This is a genomic window from Streptomyces sp. NPDC051217 (genome assembly GCF_044455465.1).
Taxonomy (GTDB): domain Bacteria; phylum Actinomycetota; class Actinomycetes; order Streptomycetales; family Streptomycetaceae; genus Streptomyces.
Genome location: NZ_JBITEV010000015.1, coordinates 125,462 through 151,822, shown reverse-complemented (window position 1 = coordinate 151,822; position 26,361 = coordinate 125,462). Strand labels below are relative to the sequence as shown.

General features: G+C 68.3%; 23 protein-coding genes and 2 pseudogenes. 10 read left to right on the top strand and 15 right to left on the bottom strand.

Annotated features, from left to right (window positions below):
* Window positions 1–309: 309 nt before the first annotated feature.
* From ACIBBB_RS29135 to ACIBBB_RS29095, 9 genes and pseudogenes are all read right to left on the bottom strand, one after another.
* Window positions 310–1,233: a hypothetical protein gene (locus ACIBBB_RS29135; RefSeq protein ID WP_398987133.1), complete on the bottom strand. Its 924-nt coding sequence runs from the start codon at window positions 1,231–1,233 to the stop codon at window positions 310–312.
* 1 nt (window position 1,234) lies between these two features.
* Window positions 1,235–2,017: a Crp/Fnr family transcriptional regulator gene (locus ACIBBB_RS29130; RefSeq protein WP_398987201.1), complete on the bottom strand. Its 783-nt coding sequence runs from the start codon at window positions 2,015–2,017 to the stop codon at window positions 1,235–1,237.
* 1,005 nt (window positions 2,018–3,022) lie between these two features.
* Window positions 3,023–4,096: a hypothetical protein gene (locus ACIBBB_RS29125; RefSeq protein WP_398987131.1), complete on the bottom strand. Its 1,074-nt coding sequence runs from the start codon at window positions 4,094–4,096 to the stop codon at window positions 3,023–3,025.
* A 58-nt stretch (window positions 4,097–4,154) separates the two neighbouring features.
* Entirely contained in the window at window positions 4,155–4,727 is a 573-nt protein-coding gene (locus ACIBBB_RS29120; protein ID WP_398987129.1) for a TIGR03086 family metal-binding protein, read from the bottom strand.
* 329 nt (window positions 4,728–5,056) lie between these two features.
* Window positions 5,057–5,977 carry a helix-turn-helix domain-containing protein gene (locus tag ACIBBB_RS29115; RefSeq protein WP_398987127.1) on the bottom strand — a complete coding sequence of 307 codons (921 nt, stop codon included), beginning with the start codon at window positions 5,975–5,977 and terminating at the stop codon, window positions 5,057–5,059.
* A 272-nt stretch (window positions 5,978–6,249) separates the two neighbouring features.
* Window positions 6,250–6,660, bottom strand: a complete 411-nt coding sequence (locus ACIBBB_RS29110; RefSeq protein WP_398987125.1) for a hypothetical protein — start codon at window positions 6,658–6,660, stop codon at window positions 6,250–6,252.
* 1,017 nt (window positions 6,661–7,677) lie between these two features.
* Window positions 7,678–8,033: pseudogene (locus ACIBBB_RS29105) on the bottom strand (hypothetical protein); the annotation flags it as partial.
* A 607-nt stretch (window positions 8,034–8,640) separates the two neighbouring features.
* The gene (locus ACIBBB_RS29100; protein ID WP_398987122.1) at window positions 8,641–8,979 is read right to left on the bottom strand and encodes a thioredoxin family protein; all 339 of its coding nucleotides are present in this window, start codon (window positions 8,977–8,979) and stop codon (window positions 8,641–8,643) included.
* Between the two features lie 80 nt (window positions 8,980–9,059).
* Window positions 9,060–10,478 carry a DEAD/DEAH box helicase gene (locus ACIBBB_RS29095; RefSeq protein WP_398987120.1) on the bottom strand — a complete coding sequence of 473 codons (1,419 nt, stop codon included), beginning with the start codon at window positions 10,476–10,478 and terminating at the stop codon, window positions 9,060–9,062.
* Between the two features lie 497 nt (window positions 10,479–10,975).
* Between ACIBBB_RS29095 and ACIBBB_RS29090 the strand changes: the two genes are divergently transcribed.
* From ACIBBB_RS29090 to ACIBBB_RS29075, 4 genes are all read left to right on the top strand, one after another.
* Entirely contained in the window at window positions 10,976–11,191 is a 216-nt protein-coding gene (locus ACIBBB_RS29090; RefSeq protein WP_398987118.1) for a DUF6243 family protein, read from the top strand.
* Between the two features lie 1,057 nt (window positions 11,192–12,248).
* On the top strand, window positions 12,249–12,545 hold the full coding sequence (locus ACIBBB_RS29085) for a hypothetical protein (protein ID WP_398987116.1): 297 nt from the start codon (window positions 12,249–12,251) through the stop codon (window positions 12,543–12,545).
* A 368-nt stretch (window positions 12,546–12,913) separates the two neighbouring features.
* Window positions 12,914–14,566: a SpoIIE family protein phosphatase gene (locus ACIBBB_RS29080; protein ID WP_398987114.1), complete on the top strand. Its 1,653-nt coding sequence runs from the start codon at window positions 12,914–12,916 to the stop codon at window positions 14,564–14,566.
* Window positions 14,567–14,738: 172 nt separating this feature from the next.
* Window positions 14,739–15,548, top strand: a complete 810-nt coding sequence (locus ACIBBB_RS29075) for an SAM-dependent methyltransferase (protein WP_398987112.1) — start codon at window positions 14,739–14,741, stop codon at window positions 15,546–15,548.
* Between the two features lie 574 nt (window positions 15,549–16,122).
* Here ACIBBB_RS29075 and ACIBBB_RS29070 read toward each other — a convergent pair.
* A complete protein-coding gene (locus tag ACIBBB_RS29070; RefSeq protein WP_398987110.1) occupies window positions 16,123–16,842 on the bottom strand; it encodes an NAD(P)H-binding protein in 720 nt (239 codons plus the stop codon).
* 123 nt (window positions 16,843–16,965) lie between these two features.
* On the opposite strand from ACIBBB_RS29070, the gene ACIBBB_RS29065 reads away from it, so the two are divergent.
* The gene (locus tag ACIBBB_RS29065; RefSeq protein ID WP_398987108.1) at window positions 16,966–17,304 is read left to right on the top strand and encodes a helix-turn-helix domain-containing protein; all 339 of its coding nucleotides are present in this window, start codon (window positions 16,966–16,968) and stop codon (window positions 17,302–17,304) included.
* A 3-nt stretch (window positions 17,305–17,307) separates the two neighbouring features.
* Here ACIBBB_RS29065 and ACIBBB_RS29060 read toward each other — a convergent pair.
* Window positions 17,308–17,440 (bottom strand): annotated as a pseudogene (locus ACIBBB_RS29060) (site-specific integrase); the annotation flags it as partial.
* A 365-nt stretch (window positions 17,441–17,805) separates the two neighbouring features.
* Between ACIBBB_RS29060 and ACIBBB_RS29055 the strand changes: the two are divergent.
* Window positions 17,806–18,780 (top strand): CPBP family intramembrane glutamic endopeptidase, encoded by a 975-nt coding sequence (locus ACIBBB_RS29055; RefSeq protein WP_398987106.1) that lies wholly within the window; start codon window positions 17,806–17,808, stop codon window positions 18,778–18,780.
* Window positions 18,781–19,030: 250 nt separating this feature from the next.
* Here ACIBBB_RS29055 and ACIBBB_RS29050 read toward each other — a convergent pair whose 3' ends face one another.
* Window positions 19,031–19,282 carry a hypothetical protein gene (locus tag ACIBBB_RS29050; RefSeq protein ID WP_398987105.1) on the bottom strand — a complete coding sequence of 84 codons (252 nt, stop codon included), beginning with the start codon at window positions 19,280–19,282 and terminating at the stop codon, window positions 19,031–19,033.
* A gap of 653 nt (window positions 19,283–19,935) precedes the next feature.
* Between ACIBBB_RS29050 and ACIBBB_RS29045 the strand changes: the two genes are divergently transcribed.
* Window positions 19,936–21,084 (top strand): cytochrome P450, encoded by a 1,149-nt coding sequence (locus tag ACIBBB_RS29045; protein WP_398987103.1) that lies wholly within the window; start codon window positions 19,936–19,938, stop codon window positions 21,082–21,084.
* A 456-nt stretch (window positions 21,085–21,540) separates the two neighbouring features.
* Here the strand turns inward: ACIBBB_RS29045 and ACIBBB_RS29040 are convergent, their stop codons facing one another.
* Window positions 21,541–21,981, bottom strand: a complete 441-nt coding sequence (locus ACIBBB_RS29040) for a VOC family protein (RefSeq protein ID WP_398987101.1) — start codon at window positions 21,979–21,981, stop codon at window positions 21,541–21,543.
* Between the two features lie 277 nt (window positions 21,982–22,258).
* Between ACIBBB_RS29040 and ACIBBB_RS29035 the strand changes: the two genes are divergently transcribed.
* Window positions 22,259–22,945 (top strand): hypothetical protein, encoded by a 687-nt coding sequence (locus tag ACIBBB_RS29035; protein ID WP_398987099.1) that lies wholly within the window; start codon window positions 22,259–22,261, stop codon window positions 22,943–22,945.
* Window positions 22,946–22,997: 52 nt separating this feature from the next.
* A complete protein-coding gene (locus ACIBBB_RS29030; protein WP_398987097.1) occupies window positions 22,998–23,144 on the top strand; it encodes a hypothetical protein in 147 nt (48 codons plus the stop codon).
* A 281-nt stretch (window positions 23,145–23,425) separates the two neighbouring features.
* On the opposite strand, the gene ACIBBB_RS29025 is transcribed toward ACIBBB_RS29030, so the two are convergent.
* Window positions 23,426–23,674 (bottom strand): SCO4226 family nickel-binding protein, encoded by a 249-nt coding sequence (locus ACIBBB_RS29025; RefSeq protein WP_398987095.1) that lies wholly within the window; start codon window positions 23,672–23,674, stop codon window positions 23,426–23,428.
* Between the two features lie 477 nt (window positions 23,675–24,151).
* Complete coding sequence (locus tag ACIBBB_RS29020; protein WP_398987093.1) at window positions 24,152–24,550, bottom strand: hypothetical protein; 399 nt, start codon at window positions 24,548–24,550, stop codon at window positions 24,152–24,154.
* A 602-nt stretch (window positions 24,551–25,152) separates the two neighbouring features.
* Here ACIBBB_RS29020 and ACIBBB_RS29015 point away from each other — a divergent pair.
* Window positions 25,153–26,361: a serine hydrolase domain-containing protein gene (locus ACIBBB_RS29015; RefSeq protein WP_398987091.1), complete on the top strand. Its 1,209-nt coding sequence runs from the start codon at window positions 25,153–25,155 to the stop codon at window positions 26,359–26,361.

Here is a 26,361-nt window from a genome sequence, read left to right as displayed (position 1 = left end):
GTGCGAACCCGAAGGCGGCGGCCCGTGCCTCCGCCTCAGGGACAGGCCCCTCGCGCACCCTGCCCTCCCGTGGCCCCCGCCCTTCGTTCGCGGACCCGTTGTGTACGCGCTGGCCGCCGTGGACAGCACCGGAGTTGAAGTTTCCTCGCGGGGCGTACACGAACGAGAGCGAAGCCCGCTCGGCAGCGCCGATGGCGTGGAGCAGCTCGGGGACATCGTGCTCAGCCTCGACACGCGACGGCCCGTCGTCGGGCGCCGGTGCCGGTGCCGAACCGGGCTGCTCCGCCGGCGGCGACTCCCCGTCCGGGGTCACTGGCGCCCCTCGTACTTGTTGCCGCGGACCTGGTCGCCCTGGAATCCGCGGACACGGCCGGCCTTGTTCCCCTCGACGTGATCGCCAGCGACATGGTGGTTGGCCACGCTCTGTCCACCGTGAACGGTGCCGGTGTTGAGGTTGCCGCTGGGGGCGCTGTTCCTCACTTGAGGAGCCGGTGTGTCGTCATGCGGCTGAGGCCGGGCCGCTTCCGGGGCGGGCTCCTCGCTGGTGTTGGCGTCCGGTGCCTCCTCGTACAGCGGCCCGGACGGCTGCGGTACGTAGATCCAGGCCCGCTGGGAGAACGGCTTGCCGTCGACCGTCGCGGCCACCTCCACGAAATGGTCGGGATGTCGCCCGGTGTACCCACCGGCGACGGCGTCCTCGTAGCAGCGGTCGGAGAGGATCGACGCAACGTGGGTGATGTTTTCCTTGTGAGAGGCGAGCACGGCCTTGACTGGACGTGAGTCGAGCAGGCGGTGCGTGTCGTTGCGGGCCGTGCCGTTGCCGCTGAACTCGTCCCCCGTGTCGGGCAGCGGGCCGACGTGCACACTGGCTCGGAGCCTGATGGGCACCGCCCCGTAGGACAGGACGTTGTAGTCGGTCAGTACGTCCTGAAGCGTGAGCAGAAGCGGGTGGATCACGAAGGGCATCCGCTCGGGGTCGAACCCGAAGACGTAGCCGTCGCCGGTCGAGGCGGGGAACCTGCGGTCCTCCCAGAGGTCCCCCAGGTCCGCCCTGGACAGCGCGGTCTTGAGAAGCTCGGGTACGGCCCGGCTGACGGCTTCGTGCTCGATCGCCGGGCGTCCCGTGAAGTCCTTGGCGTCTACCGCCAGGATGCCCCGGTAGGCGGGCAGCGGACGGCTGTGGGTGTACGGGCTGGCGATTCGGCGGGGCAGTTCGCTGCTCAACTCGCGCATGTCACTCCTCTGTGAAGCCCACCCGACCTCTCGGAGGTCGGGCCGGGGCGCTCGTGCGTGCGGTGGCTCGCGTTTCGAGCTTCACAGGGAGCGCGGGAACGTTCGGTGCCGCAGGACCCGACGAAGAGTGACGTGGAGCACACCGCGCTCCTGGCTCGACGCGGCCGGCGATCATCTCGCGCAGCCCTTCCAAGCCGGTCACTTCAATCCGGCGTTTCCCGGCCTCCACCCGGTCCTGCCCGAGCCGTTCAAGCGCCTTGCTGACAGCCTTGCGGCCGACACCGATGTGCTGTGCCAGGTCTTCCCTGGTGAGGTCGAAGGACCGCTCCCCGCCGGACACCTCGACCAGGCGAAGCAGGGCCAAGGCAAGCCGCTCGTGCACGGCCCCGTCATGGATCTCGGTCTGCTCCAGCAGACGACGGGAGGCCATCACAGCGAGTGGATAGGCGAGTCGGCGACTGTCCACGAACCGCCGGAACTCCTCTCCCCGGACGAGGGCAGCTTTGCATTTGCTTATCGCCCACACGCTGGCCATTCGCACACCCACACCCTGGAGTGCCATCTCGCCCAGGATCTCGCCGGCTCTGCGGAAGGCGAGCAGTCGCTGCCGCCCGTCACGGTCGGTTCGGACGACTTTCACCAGCCCGCTGATCAGTGCGAGTACGTGATTTCCCTCCTCACCCTGATGCAGCAGCGCTCGTCCGGCCAGGTAGGTCTGGTTTCGATATCGGGTCAGCTCTGCCCACTCCTCCTGCGACACCAGAGCACGGAGAGGCGACAGCATGAGAGGGTTATCTTCGCTCATGCGATCACAGTAGGGAAAGAGTTGGCCGAGTAGGTGCCGAGTTCCGTATTCCGCGCCCACAGCAGGCAAAAGAGACCGGAACTCTTCCATTCGGCGAGACTTCCGACGGAAGCCGTCCGAGCACACGCCGCAGCTCAGTCCCCGTCCTCGCGACAACAGCTCGACGCGGTGTCCTCGCTCGCGCAGGCGGTGCTAAGAACGGGGCCGACCTCCGAGCCGCGGCTCTGGCCTGCTGGAAGAGAACCACTACCTGGGCTTGCTTCGGTATGGCGAATACCCGGAATTGGGGATTGAGTCCCGGAAGAATGCCCGCCGTGGAGAGCATGGGGAAGAAGCCACGTCCTCGCCGTTCGTTCGTACTCGAGTCCAAGGCCGAGATCGTCGAGTTGTGCCGACGCGGTGGTCAGGTCGTCCGGGACTTGGGCCTGAAACCGCCGTGCGGCTGTGGGTCAACCAGGCCCAGGTCGGCACTGGTGAGAAGGACACCTGACCAGCGCCGAGTGGGACGAGCTGGCCGGGCTGCCGCAGGAGAGCCGCCGCCACGGTGAAGATGCCGAAGTCCTCAGTCGAAGTCCTCAAACGAGCCACAGCCTTCTTCGCTGAGGAGTAGTTCGAGTCGGCACACCACCGGCAACCCTGGTCCCATCGCCCCTAGCCACAGGCGGAACCGGGCCGCCGGAGCAGCCTTCGGTCCCCCAATTGCAATCCAGCCCCAACCCAGCCCTACAGGGCGGTACGTCAAGGTCAGAAGCGGTCGGTCCGACCGGATCCAGCACAGCCGGTAGACCCAAGTAGGACCTGGCCAAAGCCTTGTGTTGCTCCAGAGCGCCGATGATTCCCAAGCTCAGAGCGCGAGTTCGATTCTCGTCACCCGCTCCATGACGAAGGCCCAAGTCAGCGACTTGGGCCTCCTTTGTTGTCTAGACCAGCGGGCCCGCCTGTGTCTGTGGGGGCGGGCAGCAGCGCGGTGGAACGGCTACCGGTTCAGCTGGTCCTGACGGGGGTCAGGGTGAAGCCGTCGTTGGGCTTGCCCGCGAGGAGGTCGGCCAGACCGCCGCTGAGCGCGTACGTCGTCGCGTCCGGGCCCGCGGTCACGTCGCTGGTGACGGGGTCTTCGACGGTGTCGGTGACCGTCACTGTGGCTTCCCTCCAGCCGTTGCGGGGCTTCACGTGCTGGATCTGGGCGGGCTTGCCGGACAGCAGACCGCTGCTGACCGCCGTGAGTGAGCCGTCATTCAGCAGCCGCATGCCGGCCGTGGGTGATGCCAGCGGCGCCGAGAGCTTCACCTTCGCCGCCTTCTCGGGATGTTCGACGGGCACCCTTACCAGGGAGCCGTCCGCCATGGCGATGATCAGCTGGTTCCCCTTCACCCACTCCACAGCTGCCATCCCCACATCATCCAGGAAGTTGGGAATGTCCAGCTCGCCCTGGAGAAGGTCGCTCCGCAGGAAGACCGAGGCGCGGCCCTCGGTGTCGACGCGGAACACCGTCGGGGTCAGCTCGTCGACGGCGTAGGCGGTGCCGTCGGGGGCCACCGTCACGTCGGAGATCAGGTGCTTCTTGCCGTCGAGGGCGATCGCCGTCAGATCTACGCACCAGTCCTGCTTACCGGTCTTCAGGTCGTAGCTCCCCACACCCGCGATGCCAAAGGGCGACTCCTTGTTGGAACGGTCGGCAGTGCCGTAATCCACATTGCTGACCAGGATGCGATCCCGCTCGCGGTCGACGTTGACGGCCTGCGCGGACACCAGTTCCGGGTCGTCGATGTGGGTGCGCACCTTTCCGTCCGGACTGACGGCGTAGACCTTGCCCTGCTTCAGCGAGCCGGCGAAGAACGTCTTCGACCGCGCGTCGTAGTCCAGCGAGTGCGGGAACACATTCGGGCCGTCGACCTTGATGGTGCTGGGGGCCTTCTGCTGGCTCTGCTCGATCCGGGGCCGCTCGGAGCCGGAGCCTGCACCGTTGGAGGAACCGCTCGCGGCCAACGCCGTCCCGGTGGCCGCCACAGCGACAAGTACCGCGCCCGCGATGGCGATCTTCAGCTTCGTCTTCTTCATTGTCCTTGTTCCTTAAAAGAGTGGGGGCCGATGTGTACTGCGGTGAGCCAGGTATGGGTCACTCGGAGATGTCGCGTCCGAGGAGGGCGGCCAGCCGGTCGAGCGCGGGGGCGTCTTCCGGAGCGTTCCGGTACGGCGCGAACGGAGCACCCGGCCCGGAGGGCAGCTGTTCCACCAGGTCGCGGGCGAACTCGGTCTCCCGCTCGACCGTGGTGTCGTCGAACAGAGCCTTCTGGCCGATGGCCCGGGCCAGATCCCAGCCGTGCACCAGGTGCTCAATGGCCTGCAGGTGCAGTACCACAGCGCCGGGCACCTCACCGATCGGGGCCTGCACCATCCGCTCCAGCGCTCCGGGCGCCTCGAAGGCGGAGACGAGGGCGGCGGCCGACATCCGGAACGTGTCCTTGAGCGGTTCCGGGGCGGCGTCGGCATCGGGCGCCGCCACGGGCGGCTCCGCCCCCATCACGACGGCGAAGGCGCGCTGTCCCGCCACCAGATGGTCGATCAGCCGCTGGACATTCCATTCGGTGCAGGGCGTGGACGCGCTCCGCTGCTCGTCCTGCACGGCCTCGACCAGGTAGGCGACGGTGTCAATAACGTCGGTGAAAGCGGTGACGGGTGTGGCGGACATGGGGAACCTCCAGGAGAAGTGAAGAAGCAACGCGCGTACTCGCCCCGTCGCGTGCGAGCACCGCGTGGTGATGCCGACGCGCGGTGATGCCGACGCGCGGGGACGCCGACGCGCGGGGACGCAGAGGGGAAGACGACGCCAGGGGGAAGGAAGGAGCGGGCGGCGGCCTCATCGGCGGCAGGAAGGCGCGCGTGACAAGGCCTCGCGGCAGTCCCTGCCGGCCTGGGGCCAGGGCGGCATCGGGCCGGGTGCTGCCGAGTGATGATCAGACGTCATGTACTGGGGCGGTAATGGGCGGACTGTGGAACTGCGCCGGCCGGGCGGTCGATTCAGGAGCGAGTGGAAGGAACGACGCGTGCGAGGGTGTCGGCGGCGGGGTGGGCCGTCGCGGGCAGGAGGGTCTGGTTGAGCAGCTGGAGTGCCGTCTGGGCAGCCGAGCCCGGCGCCGCCGTCGTCACCACCACCCGGATCCCCTGCCCCCGAGGAACCGGGAGCGAGTGCTGCAGTACGTCCAGCTCCCCGACCATCGGATGGCGCATCCGGTACTCGGCCATGTCCCAGCCGCGCACCCGGTGCTCGGCCCACAACGTGGTGAACTGCTGGCTGCGCATGGTCAACTCACCTATGAGGGAAGCCAGTTGCGGATCGTTCGGATACTGGCCGACCGCCTGCCGCAGCTTGCCCACCACGTCCCGTGCCTTCCTGGGCCAGTCCACATACAGATCACGTGTGTGGGCGTCCAGGAATACCAGTCGGGCGGTGTTGGGCCGCGTGGCCGCGTGATCCGGGCTGTCCGGGGCCAGGTGCCCGGCGAACAACGCATGCCCGGCGCGGTTCCACGTAAGGATGTCCGAGCGCCGGCCGAGGACGACCAGGGGTGAGTCCCCGAAGGCGTCCACCAGTTGGCGCACCGCTGCGGTGACACGCTCGGCGGGGAGCCGACGGCGGCGGCTCTGCCGGGCATCACCGGACAAGGTGTGCAGATGGCGCCGCTCCGCGTCATCCAACCGCAGAGCCGTGGCCAGCGCGTCGAGGACCTGCGGCGAGGCGTTGAGCGACAACCCCTGTTCCAGCCGGATGTAGTAGGCCACGCTGACACCGGCCAACTGGGCCAGTTCCTCACGCCGCAGCCCTGGCACCCGCCGCCGGTCGCCGTAGTCCGGCAACCCCACGTCTGCCGGCTTCAACTGCGCCCGGCGCGTGGACAGGAACTCACCGAGGAGGGATTTGCCGTGCGTTCGTTCGTCCATGCGGTCGAGTATGGCGACGGCCTCCGGACATAGCCTGCCCCTGGGAGTAGCAGACACGACAGTCGGGGGCGGCCTGGTCGCGCTGCTTGGATACCTCGGCGCCGTAGGCGATCCCGCCCGCACGCGGGACTGCTGACAGCTAACAGCGCACTGCGCACTGTTGAGGCGTGACTCCCAAACTCGGCGTGAGGGATCTCGACGGCCTCCGGGATGCTGGAGAGGCTGGGGCCACAACTAGATGGCAATCACACAGTTAGAGGAGAAGCACGCACTCAGTGTTTTGGCCTCGTCATCTTCTGCCGTGCGCGCTCCTCGGACTCCTGCATCTCCAGAATCCGGAAGACATGGCCGCTCGCTCGCTTGCATGCGCTTCCGCTGCTGAACAGAGCCGCACCCGCGACGGCCGGTGGCACGGAAAGGAATCCGAGCCCGAGCAGTTCCGGCCAGTCGCGCTCGGCGCTGCACAGCTTTCCCGCGCCTTGGCTGTACGAGGTGCTCTCGCTGTTGTAGAACACCGGTGCCTCGCACGCGATTTCATCGTGGTAGTAATGCACGCTGAACGGGATCAGTAGCAGGTAGCCCAGCCAGAGGAACAGTGCTGCCGACACCGCCATCAGGCCGACAATCGGGCTCTGTTGCCGTCCGGCCCAGTGGTCGAATTCCTGGCGGGCCGGCCACTGCATGAGTAATCCCCCGTTGGTTGTCGGCTTGCTTGATCCGCCGAGATCGTACGTGCACCGCATTCAGTGCCTGCCGGGATGTCTCTCTGGGTCATCAGCACGAGACATCGGGACTGCTCATGACGTCGCTCGCTCATCCGTCCGTGGCTCCCGGTGGATCCCGAAGACCGGGGCCACCTCCAGGCCGCGATCGACGGGGCCTGCTGGAAGAGAACCACTACCTGGGCTTGCTTCGGTTTGGCGGATCCGAGATCGGGGGGTTGGGCCCCGGAAGGATGTCCACCATGGAGAGCATGGGGAAGGAGAAGCCACGCCCTCGCTGCTCGTTCACACCCGAGTTCAAGGCCGAGATCGTCGAGTTGTGACGACGCGGTGACCGCACGATCGGTCAGGTCGCCCGGGACTTCGACCTGACCGAGACCGCCGTGCGGCTGTGGGTCAACCAGGCCCAGGTCGACGCAGGCGTCCCGGTGATTCGTTCGCGTCAGCACACCGCGCGGCAACACTGGCCGCATCGTCCCTCGCCACAAGCGGAACCGGGCCGCCTGAGCAGTCTTCGGTCCCCCCAATGGCAGTCCAGCCCCAACCCAGCCCTTCAACGCGGTAAACCAAAGCCAAAAGCGGTCAATCCGAGAGGGCTCCAGCAGCTCGTACACTCAAGTAGTCCCTGGTCAGGTCCTTGCGTTGTTCATGGGCGCTGTTGATTCCCAAGCTCAGAGCGCGAGTTCGATTCTCGTCACCCGCTTCACGACGAACCCCCAGGTCAACGACCCGGGGGTTGTTTGTTGTCCAGTCCAATTCGAGGACTACGCACCACTTGTGCACCACATCTGGCGGTCAATCGGTGCAACGACGCGAGTCTCGGAGACCTGTCGAGTATCCGTTCGAGCGCATTCTTGAATCCTGAGATCGACTTCGTGTGACGTGCGCCACACCTTCGGCCGTTCCGAAATCACTGAACGTCGCGACTGTTGATCGCGGCACAAGCATCCGCATGCACCCAACACCGCTGCTGGGAAGCTATTTTGGGGTCGCTCCAGCCCCGCCGCCGAGCGGACAGAACCGAGCACTCCACGTGGCAATTCGCCGGTTCGGGAGCTGACGCCACGTCACGTCAGCCCCAGAACGATCGGTCAATCCAGCGTCATGCCGTTCCGCGCGCACGCGGCGTCGAGTGCGGCCGCGACCTCCTTCTGCCGCTCCAGCGTCGAGTGCTGGTAGATCAGGGCCGCCTTCTCCGAGGACTGGCCGGCGCGGACCATGGCGTCCTTCAACGTGCCGCCCGACTGGGTGACGAGGGTGTTCCCGGTGTGGCGGAGGTCGTAGAAGCGGAAGCCCTCAGGCAGGCCGACGTTCGCACGGGCCTTCCGCCCCTTCGTCCGGCAGTTCTGCCCCGCTGTGCTCGACAGTGTCGGCTGGCTTCGCTCTGGTCAGGGCTCTCCGCTACCGTTCGACGGCCTGTCCCCTGAGGCAACACACCGCCGTCTCATGCTCCGTGCCGGAGATGCCGACGAGACCCGAGCCGAGTACGAGTTCCGTCGCCGGTTCCGGGTCCTGGATTGGGGCCCCGACCGACAACGTGACGGCCCACCTCTTGCGCGGCCAGGGCCGCTTCGTGCTCACGCTGCAGTTCCGGCGCCGACAATCAGCACCCGGAAGTCGCGGTTGCTCAGGACCGTCCGCTACTGAACTTGAACTCGTGATGTCGGTTGAATCGTGGTGAGGTCCTGATTCGAGAGAGCTGGACGCCGGCGTTCCGTCATCACGGGGGTGGCTCATCCACCGACGCGCGGCGCCCAGGGTTCACTTCGATCTCGTCGTTCGATGAGCAGACTTCCAGACACGACGGGTAGCCGCCTTGCGCGAGCACCAGGACCTCACCAGGGCACTCGCCGGTTTCGGTGAAGAGTTGTGCATCTGCGCCACGATGGTGCCCCGGCCGGTCGCTGCGGGCACAACCTCGCCGGCCGGTATGCGGCCTGCTCACAGGTGGGCGTCCAGGAACTCCCCGAGCGCTGTCCTGGACATCGGACCGCTCCCGGCCGCCATCGCCTCGCCCCGATCGATCAGCACGAAGGAGGGCGCGCCGGTGACGCCGTACCGCCGTACGGGACCGGGGCACCTCACGATGTCGGCCCGCACGACGATCAGTCGGTCTTCGTAGGCGTCGGCCACCTCCCGCACCAGGGCATCCATTTCCTTGCATGCTGCCGCGGCCTTGGGCCACACCCCGTGGAAGTACGCGAGCACCGGCACGTCCGCCCTCGCCAGGATGAAATCGAACTCAGCGTCCTCATGGGGTCGTTGAACCCTGTTCGCCATCGGCACTCCTTGACGCTCCACTCGATGCGAGGCAGTGGGTGCCTCCTTGTGTCTCCCGACCGCGACGGCCGTACCGCCCGTCAGCGGGCCCTGCGCGCTCGGGCGGCCTTGCGGGCCTCCGCCATCGTGCGCGCCTCCGCGGCCTTGCGGGATTCCTTCGGCGGGCGGCCCGCGCGGGTACCCAGACCCCGGAACGCCGCGTTGCCGGTCTTCGCCCCGTCCTGCACCGGCGGGCGCTTCGCGCCTGTGATGCTGGTCAGCCTCTCCTCGCCGGAGCGAACCTGAGCGACCGTGGGCCGGATCCCGGCATCCGACATCATCCGGTTCACGTCCCGGCGCTGGCCGGGCGTGACCAGCGTGACCACGCTGCCGGACTCCCCGGCACGCGCGGTGCGCCCGCCGCGGTGGAGGTAGTCCTTGGGGTCGGAGGGCGGATCCACGTTGACGACGAGGTCCAGGTGCTCGACGTTGATGCCACGGGCAGCGACGTTGGTGGCCACCAGCACCGTGATCTCCCCGTCCTTGAACTGGGCCAGCGTGTGCGTGCGCTGCGGCTGCGACTTCCCGCTGTGCAGAGCACCCGCCTGTATGCCGCTGCTCCGCAAGTGGCGGGTGAACTGGTCCACACCGTGCTTGGTGTCCAGGAACATCAGCACCCGCCCGTCCCGAGCCGCGATCTCGGTGGCTGTCACGTACTTGTCGGCGGGATGGACGTTCAGTACGTGGTGCTCCATCGTCGCGACCGAGCCCTCCGCCCGATCGACCGCGGCGAACACCGGCTCACTCAGATATTGCCTGACCAGTTGATCGACGTTGCGGTCGAGCGTCGCGGAGAACAGCATCCGCTGCCCGCCGGGGGGCGTCCGGTCCAGGGTCTTCGAGACCTGCGGCAGGAAACCCATGTCGCACATCTGGTCCGCCTCGTCCAGCACCGCGATCCGCACCCGGTCCAGGTGACAGTCCCGCCGGGCGACGAGATCGGCCAGCCGTCCCGGCGTCGCCACCACGACCTCGGCACCCGCCCGGAGCGCCGCCACCTGCCGGCCGATCGCCAGCCCGCCGACCACAGTCACCGAGCGTAGCCCGAGCGCCTCCGCGTAGGGAGCCAGCGCCTCGCTCACCTGCTGCGCGAGTTCCCTTGTCGGCACCAGGACCAGCGCGAGAGGGCGCTTCGGTTCGGCGCGCAGGCCCGCCGTACGTGCGAGGAGCGCAAGCCCGAAGGCGAGGGTCTTGCCCGAGCCGGTCCGCGCGCGGCCGAGGACATCCCGGCCGGCCAGCGCGCTCGGCAGGGTGGCCGCCTGGATGGGGAATGGCTCCCGTATCCCGAGCCCCGCCAGCACCCCCATCAGCTCGACCGGCAGTTCCAGCTCCGCGAAGGAGCCGGCCGGCGGGAGGCCGGGCGCCGGTGTCCCGGGCACCGAGAGCTCGCCCCGCGGGGCCCTCCCCTGGTCGGACCTGCCGGGTCCGGAGCGACCGGAGGCCGACTGCTTCGCCTTCATTGGGGGTTCCTCGTTTCGGCGCCCTGAACGGACCTGGGCCCGTACCTTGTCCGGCACGGGCCCAGGCTCTCTGCAAGCGTGGCCCAACCTTACCAGCGCGGGCCTCGCGCCGGCCGTCCCGCGGCCCGGCCGGGCACCCGCCCTGGGGATCGTCACGCGCTGAAGGCCGGTAAGCCCCTCGACATCCGGGATGCTCTTGCCGAGCGGTACAAGGGTTCCTGCCGTAGGCGGCCGGGCGCGGGACGCGGTTGCCCCACAGCTGGAGACCATGGCGGGCACGGTCGGGGCGCGGGCGATCGGGGAGTTCGGGATCGATGTCTCGCGCTTGCACTGATACATGACCAGCATGTCCGTGTACGGCGCATACTCGGCCGAAGGCCAGGAGGCCGATTTACGAGTGAGAGCGTGATGGGCCCCTGCTGACATCCCTCGACGTCGCCGCGCCCGTCCCCCACCGATAAGTCCGTAGATCACTTCGCATCATTCCGGGAGAACCCATGACCGTGAGCAAGAACATCAACAACCCCGTGGGCATGGGCGGCGGCCAGCGCAAGAGGCTGTCCCGCGCCGAACGGCAGAACAACGGTCCGCACCGCAACCTCGACCGCAAGGGCGCCGCCGACCAGAAGGCGGAGCTGGTACGCAAGATGCGCGAGAAGGCAGGCGCAGCCGAGGGTGCCGGGCAGGCGGGCGACGACACCGCACAGAGCTGACGCACCGCCGCCGCAGGGCGCCACCGTACGGGGCAGGGCAGGGATCGCGACGCGGGTCCGGGCCCTGCTGCCGTACCGGGGTCTGCGGCCGTACCGAACGCGGCCGCTCCCGCTCAGCTCTCGCCCCCCCACCCGTGTCTCGGCCGACCACCCGGGGATGGGCGTGCCACTACGTGCCATTCAGGACGGTGAACAGCGGTCAGCTGGGACCCGAACGAAGCCACTGCGGCACGCTCCCAGGGACGCGTTTCCCAGGTCAGAGGCGGGCAAGCCTACGCAGTACCGGGTGATTCCCAAGCCCAGAGCGCGAGTTCAATTCTCGTCACCCGCTCCACAGAAAAGCCCCAGGCCAGTGGCCCGGGGCTTCGTTGCTGTCTAGACCATTTCTTGTCTTACAGGCGCTGAAAGCCGAGTATCGGCTGTTCTCCGTAGCGTTTATGACCCCTTCCGCGCCGGTCTGCAGCCATCCAGAGGGTGCGCCGGCTCGGCTTGGGTGAGATCGCTGTTCACGTGGGCCAGTCGGACGAGACGTGGCGTGAACTACTGGTGCGGGGAGCTTCCCGTACTTTTCGCGAACGCAGCGTGATGCTGAGACAGGGCTCTGCGGGAACGCACCTGCTCGCTCTCACCGACGGCCTCGCCAAGGTCGTGTGCCGGGAACCGGGCGGAGTCGTGACCTGGTCGAACGACGTCGTCTCGTCATGGACTTGATGCGCCAGGCCCTCTCCCGGCTGCGGGAGTCCGGCGCGCAGCGCACCGAACTGCTGACCCTGCCGGTGGTCGTACGGCCGGCGCGGGCGCTCCTGCGTCTGGTCGAACTCACCGCGCCCGGAGCCGAGTCGGACGTCGTACGAAACGGCTACGGGAGTCCGGCGCGGTCGAGACGGCCCGCAGAGCGCACGACACCGCGCAAGGAACCGCCCATGCCCAGGCCCCAACGTCGTCGCCCTCTTCGCCGACGTGGACTGACACGGCCACCTCGACGACCCCCAGCGCGCATAGCGCCAACGATGAGCGCAACCCTCGGGGCGGCGCGAGTCCGGTCGTGTACTGGGCCGTGGACGATGTAGACCGTGCGCGTGAGCGGCTGATGGCGGCCGACTGCGAGCACCCCTCAGGGGCCCTGATGATCGAGCCTGGCCGCCGTATCGCGCGGTTGCGCGCTCCGGTCGACGGCGTGGTCTTCGGCATCGACGGCCCCTGGCAGAGCCTGAGCACCCGTGGGCGTAGGGGCACCTACTGGTCCAGGCCGTGCAGGCTCGCCAGCCCCGTGGCAGCGGCGAAGGCGCGCAGGGCGCCGCTCAGCGAGTGCACCGTCCAGTCGGCGCCGCGTGCGGCAGCCGCCTCCATGTGAGGTCCAGGACTTTGGCCGGGCCGATCACGTGTCCGGCCTGGCGGTGGACGGCGGGCAGCGTGACGAGGTCGATCAGCCCGGTCACATCCGGGGCACCGGGGCAGCGGCCGTCCGTGCCTGGCCGCGAATGCATGGCCATGGGAGCGAAGGGCCAGGGCGTGCTGTTGTCCCGCATGCGAGGGATGATCGAATCATGAGAGGCGATGATCCGCTGGTGTTCGGTGCGGAGCGGGGTTTACAGGGCTGTGAGGAGGCGGTGACGGCGGCAGCCGTGTCGGTGATGGGGCCTGTCCTTCGGGTCCGGGCCGAAAAAGCCGCCGGTCATGGCGGCTCCGTGCGGTCGTCGGCCCGGCAGCGGGGAGGCGGCGGTGAATGAAGAGTCTCTCCTCAGACGGTACGAAGCGCTCCTGGGCGCCGTGCCGCAGTCGGTCTGGGCGTTGTCGGCCGACGGGGTCGTCACTCTGTTGATGGGCAGCGGGATGCCGGAGAGGCTGTGGCACCCCGACGGTGAGAGCTCGTGGATGGACGCGGTGCATCCGAAGGACCGGGACTGGTTCCAGCGGGCGTGGCGCAAGGCCACTCAGCAGCGGTCCCCCCTCGACACGATCGTACGAGTACGGCTTGAGGAAGCCCCCGACCGCTTCCGCCACATCAAGATCATCGCTGCACCTGTCCTGGACCGGAACGGCGAACCGGAGTGGGTCGGTACCGCCACCGATGCCGAGGACCACTGGCGCACCCGCATGCGGGAGAAGCTGCTGGCTCGAATGGCACCGGTACCGGCCGCGCACAACCTGTCCGAGGCTTTTCTGACCACTGCGGCAGCCGTCGTGCCTGAACTTGCCGACGCCGTCGCTGTCTTCCACGTACAGGGCGACGCCGAAGCTGCTTTTCGGACTTCCGAGGGCGTACCGGCCGCGGCGTCGGCAGAGCGGGTGGGGCTTGCCCCCGGGCTGCCTCCCCTGCATCCGTTGGACGCGGACTTCCCGCTGGGGCCGGCCGTACAAGAGGCCATCGAGAGCCAGGAGGCAGGGCTGCTGACCTTCCCGCCTGGAGAGCCGCCCGAAGACAGTCTTTCCAAGGTCTCCGTCCGGTGGCTGCGGGAGACCGACGCGACGAGCGTGGCCCTGCTGCCCGTCGTGGTGGACGGCCGGACTGTCGCGCTGGCGACCACAGCGACCTGCCGGGGCAACCCACCCTCGGACAAATCCGACCTGTACCTGCTGCAGGACGTCTTTCAGCAGATGAGCGGGCCGCTGCGGCGGACGATGGAACTGCAGAACATCCGCGACATGGCCCTCGTACTGCAGCAGTCCTTCCTGGCCGTCCCGCCGTCCGTCGAAGGTCTCGTCATCACGGCGCTCTACCATCCGGCCGACTCGGCCGCCGAGGTCGGCGGGGACTGGTACGACGCCGTCAGACTCTCGGCCGACTCGCTCGCCCTGTCCATCGGCGACATCGCAGGTCACGACCTGGACGCGGCCACCGCGATGGGGCGTGTCAACAGCATGCTGAGGGGACTCGCCTACGACAGCGGCCCGGACGCCAGCCCGGCGGCCACCTTGAGCCGGCTCGACCGCATCGTGCAGGCGCTCGACAGCCCGTCGATGGTCACGGCGGTGCACGCGGTCCTGCACCGGCAGGCGGACGATGCCTGGCACATCGCTCTGTCCAACGCCGGCCACCCGCCACCCCTGCTGATCCCGGCCGACGCGCCATCGCGGTACCTGCACGCCCTCACGGCCCCGGACCCACCACTGTGCGTCGGCGAGGCCCTCCCCCGCACCGACCTCCACGCGGTCATCCGGGAGGGCGACACCTTGGTGCTCTACACCGACGGACTCGTGGAAGTGCCGGGCACGGACATCGGTGACGGTCTCCGGCGCCTGCGTGAGCACACCGACGCACTGGTCCGAAAGGGGGTATCCCAGCCGACCCTGATCCGAGGGCTCCTGCCGCCTGTCCAGAACCGCTGGGACGACATCGCCGTCATCGCCCTGCAGGCGCGGAGGGAGCGGTGATACCCGGCCTGCCGAGGGCCTTTCCCACGGTTCCGAGGGTACGCAGAGCGGCCGGTCGGCCTGGCCGGCTTGCCGAACGCGTCCTCATCCCGCTGTTCCCGCTGTTTCGCTTGCGACCGGAACACCACGTTTATACCGTTGCTGAGCCGTCCTTGACCGAAAGAGGTGCCGCATGAATGCTCCGCAGGATCGACAGAGCGGACTTGCCACCTCGCGAGCCCACTCCGCCCGGGTGTACGACTACATTCTGGGCGGCAAGGATCACTATCCCGTTGATGTCGAAGCGGGTGACGCCATGTGCCGGCACTGGCCCGCCCTGCCCGTCCACATGATGGAAAACCGCCGATTCATGCACCGCGCCGGCCGCTTCCTCGCCGAGGAGCGAGGCATCCGCCAGTTCCTCGACGTCGGGACCGGTCTGCCGACCTCGCCCAACCTGCATGAGGTCGTGCAGGAGGTGGCGTCGGAATCACATGTGGTCTACGTCGACAACGACCCTGTCGTCCTCGCCCACGCCCGCGCCCTCCTGCGGAGCTCGGCCGAAGGGGCCACCGCGTACGTGGACGCCGACATGCACGAACCCGACACCATTCTGGACAGCCCCGAGTTCCGTGACCTCATCGATCCGAACCGGCCCGTCGGCCTGATGGTGATCGGCATCCTGCACTTCATCCTGCCTCCAGACGACCGGCGCCTGATCAAGCGGCTGCTGGACCCACTGCCGTCCGGCAGCTATCTGGCGATGACCATCGGCACCGCCGACTTCGCACCCGAGGAAGTCAACCGGGTGGCAGAGGAATACCGGCAGCAGAACATGCCCATGGCGCTACGCGATCTCCCCACCGCCACATCGTTCTTCGAGGGACTGGAACTGGAAGAGCCAGGAGTCACCCAGGTGCACACCTGGCACCCTGGCCCTGAACAGGCCGGCATCGACGGCCGCGACATCGCCATGTACGGGGCGGTTGCCAGAAAGCCCTGAAGCGACCTGCGCCGGAATGATGCCTCGTGCGGCGCGGGGCGGCGCGGGTTCGCCCGGCTTGTCCTGAAGCACGCACTCAGTGTTTTGGCCTCGTCATCTTCTGCCGTGCGCGCTCCTCGGACTCCTGCATCCTTGCGTTGTTCATAGGCGCTGTTGATTCCCAAGCTCAGAGCGCGAGTTCGATTCTCGTCACCCGCTCCACGACGAAGGCCCAAGTCAGCGACTTGGGCCTCCTTTGCTGTCCCGACCATTTTCCGGCCGCGTGCCATAGCGACCCTTCCCCAGTCCGAACTCTGCCGCCGCTACCCCCTCGGGCGGCGCCTGACACTCCCTCGTCTCAGCGACCGGACCATCTTCGGCAAGCTGCTGAACTCCTGGGCTTCTGCTGGCCCTACGAAGCCCTGGCGGACACCAACCGCTCGGCCATCACGATTCGCGACCGCCGTGACGAGTGGACCCGGCTGGGCGTCTTCGCCCGGCTCCGGCGCGTCGCTCTGGGGGGTACGACCGCGTCGCCGGCCTCGTTTACGAGGGCCTCATGCCGGAGAGCCTGGCGGCCGTCGTCGGGGGTGGGTTACGGCACTGCCGCGAATGTCTCCCGGTGGTCGCGTGCCCACTGCTCGAACGTGACCCCCGGTCGGCCGAGCACCCGCAGTACGTGGTCGGTGACGTGGGCCGCACCGCCGACGCGCGCCCAGCCGATGCCAGTTACCATGCCGGCCGGCAACTGGTCGAGCGCATTGTTGTCGGTGATCTTGGCCGGCCGTTCCAGCACGCGTCCCAGGATCGCCGCCTGGTCTGCGAACGTCAGCAGCTCCGGTCCGGTCAGGTCGTACCGCTGCCCGTCGTGCACATCGCTGGTCATGGCGGCGACGGCGACCGCGGCCACGTCCCTCGGGTCGACGATGGCCTGCCGGGAGTCGCCGACCAGGTTCGGGATCGGCTCTCCGGCCTGAATCAGCGCCCGGTACCACAAGAAGTTCGAGGCGAAGCTCGGCGGGCGAAGCATCGTCCACACGAGTCCGCCGGCCTCGATCGCCTCCTCCGCGGAAAGGTGCCACGCGCCAACCGTCGCCCCTTCGAACCGCTCGCCGCTGCCGATGGCGGACAGCTTGACGATCTTACGGACGCCCGCCGCCCGCGCGGCCGTGACCAGGGCGATGTCGTGGTCCGCGGTCGGCACGGGGGGCACGGTCACGAGGAAGACCGCGTCGACGTCGGCCACCGCGCGCGCCAGCGACGCCGGGTCGTCGAAGTCTGCCCGCACCCCTCCGGGCCGCTCGCGGCGGGACATCGCCCGAAACGGCACGCCCCGTTCGGTGAGCAGACGCACGACCGGGCCCTGCCCCTCCGTGAACTAGCCGGCCTGGACATCGACCAGCTCGCCGCCGATCCGATCGCCGCTCTCGAAGAAGCGTTGGCCGATCGTCCAGAGCCCCCGGAGCGGCTCGAAGAGGCGGCACACGTACTGGCCGGCGCCACCGTCGCCACGACCGCGGCCCGGTTGCACATCAGTGAGCGCCGCCTGCACACCCTGTTCACCGCCGGCACCGGCCTGTCCCCCAAGCACTTCGCACGCATCGACCGCGTTCGCACCGTGCTCGCGGCCGATGCCGGCCAGTGGTCGAGCGTCGCCGCGAGGGCGGGTTACTACGACCAGTCCCACATGACGGCCGAGTTCCGCCACTTCATGGGTGTGCCGCCGGCCGCGTTCACCGCGGGCCGGCACCCCGCGGCAACTCCATGCACTGCCTGAGCCGTCCTTGAGCGTCGCGCCGGACTGCGTCGACAGGGTGCCCGGTGTGGCGGAGATCGTAGAAGCGGAAGTTGTCGGGCAGCACGAGGAAGCGTCGTCCGGCTGCCGACTTCGTGTCGCCCGGTGCCCGCCTACCGTCATCGGCGGCGGTCTTCGCGACGGACCTCTGTCTGCTTCTCGGCCAGCCTCACCGGGCACGCTGTCGAAGCCACCGCTGCTCGCAGCGGGGCCTTCGTCGTTGTCCGTCTAGTTCGTCATCGGGACCCCCGACGAGGCGCCGGCCGCCATCGACCCCAAGGTCGTCGCGCGGCTCTTCACGCGCTTCCGCCACGACACGCCTGGAGCGCCTGAGCCCGCGCGAGGGTGACGTACTGGAAGACACCCGGGCGCCTCCGAGTACAGCCTGCTGTACCCCCCTTCGGGGTGTCCACGGCAATGATCCGCGGCCCCAGGGCTGGTGTGCTGGACGCACCACATCAGCCCCATCCGAGAGGACACGCGGTGACCGTCCAGACCACCTCACGCATCCGAGGCGCCTTCCAACGCGCCCCGCTGACCTGGTTCTTCATCCTCGCGTACGCATTGAGCTGGCTGGCCTGGGCGCCGTACATCCTGTCGGAGAACGGGTTGGGTGTCTGGCACCACAACTTCGGCTCCGGCGGCTCGGGCCAGATCCTGGGCGTCCTGCCGGGCGCGTACCTCGGCCCGATCTGTTCGGCCCTGCTGATCACCTCCCTGACCGAGGGCCGTCAGGGGCTGCGGAACTGGCGCGCCCGGATGACCAAGCTCCGGGTCGGCTGGCAGTGGTACTTGCTGGTGATGGTCTCGGTCCCCGCCGCGCTGACCCTCGCCACCGTCGCGCTGACGGACACCGAACCCACACTCCCTGCCGCCATGGTGTTCGCCATGTACCTGCCCGGCCTGCTGGTCCAGATGATCACGACCGGCCTCGCGGAGGAGCCCGGCTGGCGCGAGTTCGCCATGCCCCGGATGCAGAACCGCTACGGCCCGCTGGTCGCGACCCTCGTCGTCGGCGTCCTGTGGGGCGCGTGGCACCTGCCGCTGTTCCTGTCCGACTGGGGCGGCGGGCGGCATGACCCGATGAGCGTGGTGGAGTTCATGGTCACCGCGCTCGCCTTCAGCGCCGTCATGACGTGGGTGTTCAACCGCTCGGGCGAGAGCATGCCGCTGGTCATGCTGCTGCACACCAGCGTCAACAACTTCTTCTCCGTGGCCTGGTCCGACATGTTCCCGAAGCTGACGGACAAGCAGGGCTCCCAGGCGTTCCTGCTGGCCGCCGTCACGGCGGCGCTCATCGTGCTGGCCGTCACCCGGGGCCGTCTGGGCTTCACGGCCGAGCCGTCGGTGCAGGCCACGGAGCCGGTACCGGGCGGTGTCACTCTCCCTCCGGGGGTCGGCTCTTCCCCCATCCCGTATCCCTCGCGGCCCGGCACAGGTGACCGTGGCGCTTCGTGAGCGTCTCGCGGCGCGGGGCGGCCCTGTGATTGCGACAGGTGGGCTCCAGCGTGCGGACATTCATCCGGGCGTCGTCGCGTGGGCCGTATGTCGCCCGCATCTCCCTTTCCCGATTGGTGTCCCGCACGCCGGCAGGCGGCCTACTCGTAGGCCGCCTGCCGGCGCTCCCGCCCGCTACCGAGTTCGATCAAGTCGGCCGCGACTCACCCAGGCGAGACGCTACGACACCTCACGCACTGCCTCCGACACCTCAGGCCGGCCCCGCTGATCTCTGCCGCGGCAGACGCCGCAGCGGAGTTGGTGTTGTATCGCCGCGTGGCAGGATCAGGTTCGGCGGCGAAGAAGAGAACGATGGATAATCGCTAAAGCTTTCGCGAGTGAGAACCACGGCTTCGGTGTGGTCGAACGGTGATCGGCTGTCACCGACACCGTCGAAGCCGCGCAGTATCGGTTCCAGGTCCGGGCCCGGACATTTGCCAAGATCATGAACGGCTTCGCCCATGCGGGCTCAGATGAAATTCCTTCGCACGCGCGTCAAGGGCTCCGCGAAGGGCCTGCCTTGGCGGAACGCCTGGGAGCCTCGCGCCGGGCGTACTCCGGCGTCACCGCGAACGGGACCTCCGGTCGCCGCGCCGCCCCGGGCGCAGCACCTTCTTTGGCCGGTTCCGGCAGTTCACCCACTTCTGCGGTGGCAGTAGCGTTACGAGCTAAATGGGCGTCCTCGCGGCCGGCCGGTCCGCCGGTGAGCCGACGACGTACGGCGAGTGCGGCGGTCCGCGGGCGAGATGTCGTATCGGGCAGTACGCCCCAACAGCACCGACCGGCAAGGAGGACGACAATGTCATGGGTGGCCAGCAGCCTTCGGGCGTTCAGCGGTGAGATGCGTGCGCGGTGGCACGGGTACTTCGTCGGCTACGGGCAGCAGGACTGACGTTCGGCAGCCCGAAAAGCCACACCCCTGAACGACAAGGAGGACAACCGCGATGTCATGGATCATCAGGAGCCTTCGCGCGCTCAGCGGTGAGGCGCGTGCGCGCCGAAACCAGTACGGCGACAGGTACGGGCACAAAGCCTGACGTCCTTTCCGTGAAGGATGGCGCGAGCGGCCGGACCGCCGGACGCTCGTCCCATCCTCCGTCAGATGGGCGGCCCCCCGTGTTCCTGGACAGAAAGAGTCTGTGGCCGCAGCTGCGCAGATGGGAGGAGCAGGCCGCAGGCCGCGACGGTCCGTTCAGGCTCCGCTTCGGCACCCTCTTCGTGGCCGACGCCGACGCGGCCCGGGACGTCCTTGTCGACTCGGCCGACGCCTACCTGTCCCAGTCCGGGTTCTTCCGTCTCGGGCAGAATTCCCTGCCCGAGGAGATCCGGAGCGAAGCCTCCCGCGAGCTGGTCAGGGTTCTGGCCCGGCACGGCCTTACGTCGTCGTTCGACCTCGAATCCGCTCTCGGTGAGGTGAGTGACGGACGCGGCCGTCTACGGCACCAGCGTTGGGGCGTCGAGCTGGTCCGGCGATACTTCGCCCCCGTCATCGCCCACCGGCGTCATGCCGAAATCAACGCCCTCGTCGACGCATATGTGACGTCGAGCGTCGTCCCTGACGACATCGTCGGCCATGTGCTGAGGCGGTCGCACCGTACAGTGCCCGCCATCCGGGCCGGTCTTGCCGAACAACTCGGCCGGCTGCCCGTGCGGGAGGGCGGCGCGCAGGACCTGGTCGACCTGGTGCTCGGTCTGCCCGGAGATCTGACCCCGGGAGATCGCGCGCAGTTGCTGCAACGCCTCGTCCTGTCCACGGTCGGGTTCACCGGTGTGACTCTCGAATGGTTGGTGATGCTCGGCATCCAGCACGGCTACGACACCCCGGCGGTGCGGCACGAGCAGGTCCATCAGCTGGTCAGGGAGGCGCTGCGACTGTATCCGACCGCCTGGCGCTTGATCAGGGTGGCCGCCGCCGACCACGACATTGCCGGCGTCCGGGTGCACGAGGGCGAGCACGTCCTGATCGGCACGCACGCGATTCACCGGTCGGCGACCCTGTGGGACAGTCCGCTGGACTTCCGTCCCTCGCGCTGGGAGCAGCCGACCGACGAACAGCGGCGCTCCTACTTCCCCTTCGGTAAAGGCGACGGCATGTGCCCGGCGAACGGCTTCGCCGTCAAGGCTCTGGAACACCTCGGCCACCTCATCCTTCAGGGCCACCGGGGGCACGCGCGGCTACGTACCCGCAAGCCCCACGTCCGCACCCTCCTGGCCCCACCTGCTGGCTGGACCCATCTCACCCCGGCCCCGGCGCCCGAGTGCTGAACCGGGCCCTCGGCGAAGCGACCCGCCGCAGTCCCCCGCGCGGGTGCCAGGAGGTGCCGCCGACCATTTGGGCGTGGAAGGGGAGCCACCATGAGTGGTCGGCGAGCGGATCAGAGACGGATAGAGGAAGGCCCAAGTCAGCGACTTGGGCCTGTTGTCCAGACCATTTTCCGGGCCGCGTGCCGGATGTGTGCAGGGCTCAGGACGATTTGCGTTGCAGCCTCGGGCAGCCGATCTCTCCGATTTCCTCAGCTACGTCCGACAGGCCGGCCGCCGCGTTCAAGTACGACACGAGTGAGCCTGTGAGCGAGGGTGGCCACGGGAGTTTGGGCGCGTTCTTCGTCGTACACATGCCGATGTGCGACCCGTTCCGGGTGAAGGCGATCGGTGCGTTGAGCGGGGTACCGTCCTTGGCCACGTGGGCCAGGCGGGTCATGTCACGGGCCAGCAGCCTTCTCAGCGCAGTTGCTCGGCCAGTCCGACGATGATGCCCTCCGGGCCGCGGAGGTAGCAGAGGAGATAGCTGTCCTCGAACCGGGCGATCTCGCCGACGAGTTCGGCGCCGTGAGGGCGCAGGCGGGCAACGGTGTCCTCGATGTCGTCGACGGCGAACATGACGCGGTGGGTGCCCAGAATGTTGTGCGGCCGGTTGCGCGGCCCGGCGCTGATCACCGCGGGGCTGCGGTACTTCGCCAGCTCAAGTCGGCTGTGGCCGTCCGGGGTCCGGACCATCGCGATGTCACAGTGGACGCCGTCGAGTCCGGTGCACTGGTCGGCGACGAGGCCCTTGACCTCCGCCCTGCCCTCCAGCTCCATACCGAGTTCCACGAAGAACGCGATGGCGGCATCCATGTCCTCGACGACGATGCCGACGTTGTCCATCCGCTGAATCGCCATGCTGGTCTCTCCTTCTTCCTCGTGCGGCCGCTGGTGGCCGCTGATGTCCCTGGGACGGAGCCGGTGGCGCGTTCTCGACATCCTCAGACCGCCGAACTCCGAAAAATCTCCGATCACGCCTCAGCACCGCTCCAGCGGACCCCTGAGCCAGGCGTCCCCACCGAGGGCGAGTGCGAGTGCGGCGCAGGTGTCCGCTCCCATGAAGACGATCAGCTACAGCGTGCCATCCCCGCTTTTCCATGCTTCCTCGACGATTCGCAGCGTGCGCGCTTGAGCATTGCGCCTGTCCGCCCCCGCCACGCGGCGCCCGCGCGAGCCGGAGATCGGGCACATCCGGCGCAGCGCGGGTGAGCTGGCCGACGCGCTGGAGTTCGAGTGGACCCCCGGCGAGCTGGCCACCGCCAACGACCTGCGGGAGCCGGCCGGTGAGGTGGCGCCGTTCGTGAAGGGCGGCGAGTACAGCTACGGGTTCGACGCGACGGCCTCGCTCGGCTTCAACGCGGCCTACAACGGCCACGACTACTGCGTCACCGCGGGACACTGCACCGACGACGTGAGCCACTGGTCCAGCTGCCCAGGCAACGACTACGGGGTCGTCCGGTACGACAACTCCACGATCCCCCGGCCGGGCACCGTCCGGTGCGGGCAGAACGAGGTCGACATCACCGGGTCCGTGGAACCCCGGGTCGGGATGCCGTTCAGCATCGCCGGTTACAACTGCCGGACCACCACCGTGCGGGCCGTCAACGTGTCCATGAACTACGGCGGCGTCCGCGCCCGGCGGACTTCATCAGCTGTCAACGGTCATCCGATCAGGTCCGCAGGTTTCAGCGACCACCCCGCCCGTAGTTGGCATCGAGGGGGTGTGTGGTGTGGCTGCGCACAGCATGCTGCCCCGTTAGGAGGACACTGGTCCTATGGCCCTACCCAAGACGCATCATTGCTCTACCTGCTCGGACGGTGACGCGCCGGACTCAGTCCTTCACGAGGACCTCGTCGTCGGAGCCCCGCTGTCCATGGAGGATCTCACCGACGCACAGCGCCTCGACCGGTTCGCCCGTAAGTATGCCCACGACGGTTGCCAGGTCACAGAGGTCCGCCGGGTCCCGCACGAGAGCTTGAGCGGCTACGCCTGGTCCGTCCGCTTCACCGAGAGTTCGTGATGAGTTGATCAACGAAGTTGCCTGAGAGGAGGAGCCCGCCCGGTGGGCAGTTTCGGACCTCGCGCAGCGGACAACGGTGCTGCGGGTGCGGTCTGCCTGACCGTGGCGGGGGGCTTCCCCCGGGTCACGCTCGCTTTGCGGACCGACATTCACTGCTGACATTCACTGCTGACAGCCACGACAGCGGACAGCGGCGGAAGCAGACGTACGGGGTAGCCACGACCTCTTCAGCCGCCCCGGCTTCGCGGCCCGGGAAAGGGCCGATCGCGTCCGCGCGGATCTCACACGGTGAGGGGGACCGAGTGGATCTCGTCGGCCTGGTGGCCAGTTCGTTCGTGGATGCGTTGGACCGCTTCGGCCGAGGGGGCGTCGGAGAGGCAGTAGACCGTGCCGGACTGCGGGTCCGCCCACGCCTTCTCGAAGTGGACCCCTTCTTCTGTCTCGATGGCGAGGTCAGCCTGATGGGCCTGCTTCAGCTGGTCGGCGGTGATGCCCTTCATACCGTGGTGGACGTCCATGAAGTGCGGCATGACGTCGCACCTCCTTCCTACATTCACGTCCCGGCGTTCACAATCGTAGGGTCCGCTCGCGAGCAGTCCCACTCTCATTGTCCGCCCGTACGACCATGGCGGCGACTCCTGGCCAGCAGGTTCCCAGCCCTGCGACGGAGAGGATTCACCCCGTGTCCGATCGTCCGGAAAGCACGGGGAAGTCAGGGCATCACAGGCGCGCACACGCGCGCACACGCGCGACGACTTTGGCCCTCTCCAGGCGTCCCGCACCAGATCCGCGCCACCCGGGCGCCGGAGGTCATAGAACGGAGGTCGCCGGGTAACCCACCAGGCTCCAGGCCCTGCGGCGCGACTCCGCCTGTTTCTCGGGACGCGGCGGACCGTACGCACCGAGGTGGACCATCAGGCGTCAGCGGATGCCGGCTGGGCGGGCAAGCGCGTCAAACTGCTCCACCGTGGCGAGTTCGCGCCTCGCTCCGCGTTCGGGCGTGGTGGTCAGTGGCGGCGGGCTGTGATGAGCCAGGCGCGCGAGTCGAAGCACACGCCGCCGCCGGTGTCGTGGGCGGTGAGGGTGGCGCGCAGCCGTGTGCGTGCTTGCTCGGCCGTCGCGGCGTCGAGGTTGGCGAGCAGGTCTTGGAATTTCAGTAGGCGGAGCACGTTGTCGAAGGCGGTGGCGCTGTCCGGGCCGTAGTAGACGGGCTCGCGCACATCGGTGAAGCTGACGTCCGTGAAGCCTGCCGCCGCCAGGATGCCTTCCGTGGTGCTCGGGTCGCCGAGTGAGAACGCGTCCGGACCGGAGGCGGGAGCGGTGGGTGTGGCTGTTTCGGCCGTGAGACTCCGGCGGATCGCGGAGGCCCATTCATTGCGGTCGCGGTCTTGCCAGACCAGCAGCACCAGGCGTGCTGCGGGGCGCAGGGCGCGTCTGGGTTCCCCGCTCGTCGGACAGCACGGTCGTCAGATCCTCTCGATACCGATTCCAACATGATCGTGGGTCTTGTGGATGCCGCTGTCTCAGGGCTCCATCGTGCCGTCGCGGAGTACGCCTCGCACGTGGTCCGGGCCGAATTCGATGTCGACCAGCCGGCTGCGGACGAGCCGCTACCGCGTGGAACGAGCCGGTGCCCGCCTCAGCGGCCGACCGCCGCGGTGGCCTTGGTGGTCACGGAGCCGCTGTCGTGACGGCGGTGGTGGCGGTGCCGTCTTTGTGGCCGGTGAGGTGGACCGTGACGGTCAGAGCCAGCTTCTTGTTGAGCTGTTCCTCTTGGGGCGGGGCACACCTTTTTTTCCCGTCCCCGAGGGATTTACCTGCCCGTCGACCCGCGTGTGAAATCCAGCGACCACAGACGCGGCGAGCCGTGGGTGGCTCCGAATGAGTGGACTCCTCGGCGCGCGTGCGGCAAGGGGGCCTCGGCCACGGCTCCGGATGGTGATGTTCTGCCGTCCGTGCTCTCTGAAAGAGGCGGGCCGTCCGCCCCCTTCTGGAAGAGGCACCCCATATGCGACGTACTCCCTCCCGCCGTCTGGTCGCCGCAGTGCTGCTGGCGGCCTCCGTGCTGGCCCCGATGGTCGCGATTCCCGCCACGGCCGTCCCCGCCACGGGGACCGCCCGGCACGACAAGCCGGGCCCCACGTCGGACAGTCTTGGTCCTGAGCTCACCGCCCGGCTCGACAAGACCATCAAGAAGGTCCGTGTGCAGACGGGCATCCCCGGCGTCGTCGTCGGACTGTGGATGCCGGGCAAGGGAAGCTACGTCCGCGCGAGCGGCGTGGCCGACACCGCCACCGGCAGGCCGATGTCCGCCGACTCCTCCGTGCGGATCGGCAGCGAGACCAAGACGTTCACCGTCACCGCGCTGCTGGAGCTCGTGGACGACGGCCGGATCAAGCTGGACGACCCGATCTCCAAATACGTCCAAGGCGTCCCCAACGGTCGCCGGATCACGCTGCGTCAGCTCGCCGAGATGCGCAGCGGCCTGTTCCCGTACACCTCGGACCCCGACTTCACGCACGACCTGCTGAGCGACCCGGAGCGCACCTTCACCCCCCGGGAAACGCTCGCGTACGGCTTCAAGCACCGGAACACCTTCGCGCCGGGGACGCAGTTCCAGTACTGCAACTCCAATCTTGTCCTGCTCGGCCTGGTGATCGAGAAGGTCAGCGGTCACCGGCTCGCCGACTTCATCCACGAGCGAGTGCTCGGCCCGGCCCGCCTGCACCACACGCTGTTCCCGGAGGGTCCCGAGTTCCCCGCGCCGCACCCGCGCGGCTACACCGACCAGACTCTGAGCGGCGAGGCCGCGGACGCCACGCGCTGGAACCCCAGCTGGGCCTGGGCGGCCGGGGCGATGATCTCGGACCTGCATGATCTGCGCCGCTGGGCTCCGATCGTGGCCACCGGGAAGCTGCTCAGCCCCGAAACCCAGCGGCAGCGGCTCAAGACGCTGCCCACCGGGTTCCCCGGTACCACCTATGGCCTCGGGATCTTCAAGACCAACGGATGGATCGGGCACAACGGCTCGATCCCCGGGTACGAGACCGTGACGGTCTATCTGCCCTCGAAGAAGGCCACCCTGGTCATCATGATCAACACGGACATCCAGTACCAGGGCCAGGAGCCGTCCACCCTCCTCGCCCGAGCGATCACAACGATCGCCACACCGGACAACGTCTACGCCAAGGACAGCGCGATCAGCCCGCGCCAGTAG

Bases quoted from the DNA above. Each gene is read 5' to 3' on its own strand.
- ACIBBB_RS29025 (WP_398987095.1), bottom strand. From the start codon at position 23,674: ATGCCGCACTTCATGGACGTCCACCACGGTATGAAGGGCATCACCGCC.
- ACIBBB_RS29130 (WP_398987201.1), bottom strand. From the start codon at position 2,017: ATGCTGTCGCCTCTCCGTGCTCTGGTGTCGCAGGAGGAGTGGGCAGAG.
- ACIBBB_RS29040 (WP_398987101.1), bottom strand. From the start codon at position 21,981: ATGGCGATTCAGCGGATGGACAACGTCGGCATCGTCGTCGAGGACATG.
- ACIBBB_RS29110 (WP_398987125.1), bottom strand. From the start codon at position 6,660: ATGCAGTGGCCGGCCCGCCAGGAATTCGACCACTGGGCCGGACGGCAA.
- ACIBBB_RS29100 (WP_398987122.1), bottom strand. From the start codon at position 8,979: ATGGCGAACAGGGTTCAACGACCCCATGAGGACGCTGAGTTCGATTTC.
- ACIBBB_RS29090 (WP_398987118.1), top strand. From the start codon at position 10,976: ATGACCGTGAGCAAGAACATCAACAACCCCGTGGGCATGGGCGGCGGC.
- ACIBBB_RS29050 (WP_398987105.1), bottom strand. From the start codon at position 19,282: ATGGGCGAAGCCGTTCATGATCTTGGCAAATGTCCGGGCCCGGACCTG.
- ACIBBB_RS29095 (WP_398987120.1), bottom strand. From the start codon at position 10,478: ATGAAGGCGAAGCAGTCGGCCTCCGGTCGCTCCGGACCCGGCAGGTCC.
- ACIBBB_RS29120 (WP_398987129.1), bottom strand. From the start codon at position 4,727: ATGTCCGCCACACCCGTCACCGCTTTCACCGACGTTATTGACACCGTC.
- ACIBBB_RS29115 (WP_398987127.1), bottom strand. From the start codon at position 5,977: ATGGACGAACGAACGCACGGCAAATCCCTCCTCGGTGAGTTCCTGTCC.
- ACIBBB_RS29075 (WP_398987112.1), top strand. From the start codon at position 14,739: ATGAATGCTCCGCAGGATCGACAGAGCGGACTTGCCACCTCGCGAGCC.
- ACIBBB_RS29125 (WP_398987131.1), bottom strand. From the start codon at position 4,096: ATGAAGAAGACGAAGCTGAAGATCGCCATCGCGGGCGCGGTACTTGTC.
- ACIBBB_RS29070 (WP_398987110.1), bottom strand. From the start codon at position 16,842: ATGTCCCGCCGCGAGCGGCCCGGAGGGGTGCGGGCAGACTTCGACGAC.
- ACIBBB_RS29135 (WP_398987133.1), bottom strand. From the start codon at position 1,233: ATGCGCGAGTTGAGCAGCGAACTGCCCCGCCGAATCGCCAGCCCGTAC.
- ACIBBB_RS29030 (WP_398987097.1), top strand. From the start codon at position 22,998: ATGGAGGATCTCACCGACGCACAGCGCCTCGACCGGTTCGCCCGTAAG.
- ACIBBB_RS29015 (WP_398987091.1), top strand. From the start codon at position 25,153: ATGCGACGTACTCCCTCCCGCCGTCTGGTCGCCGCAGTGCTGCTGGCG.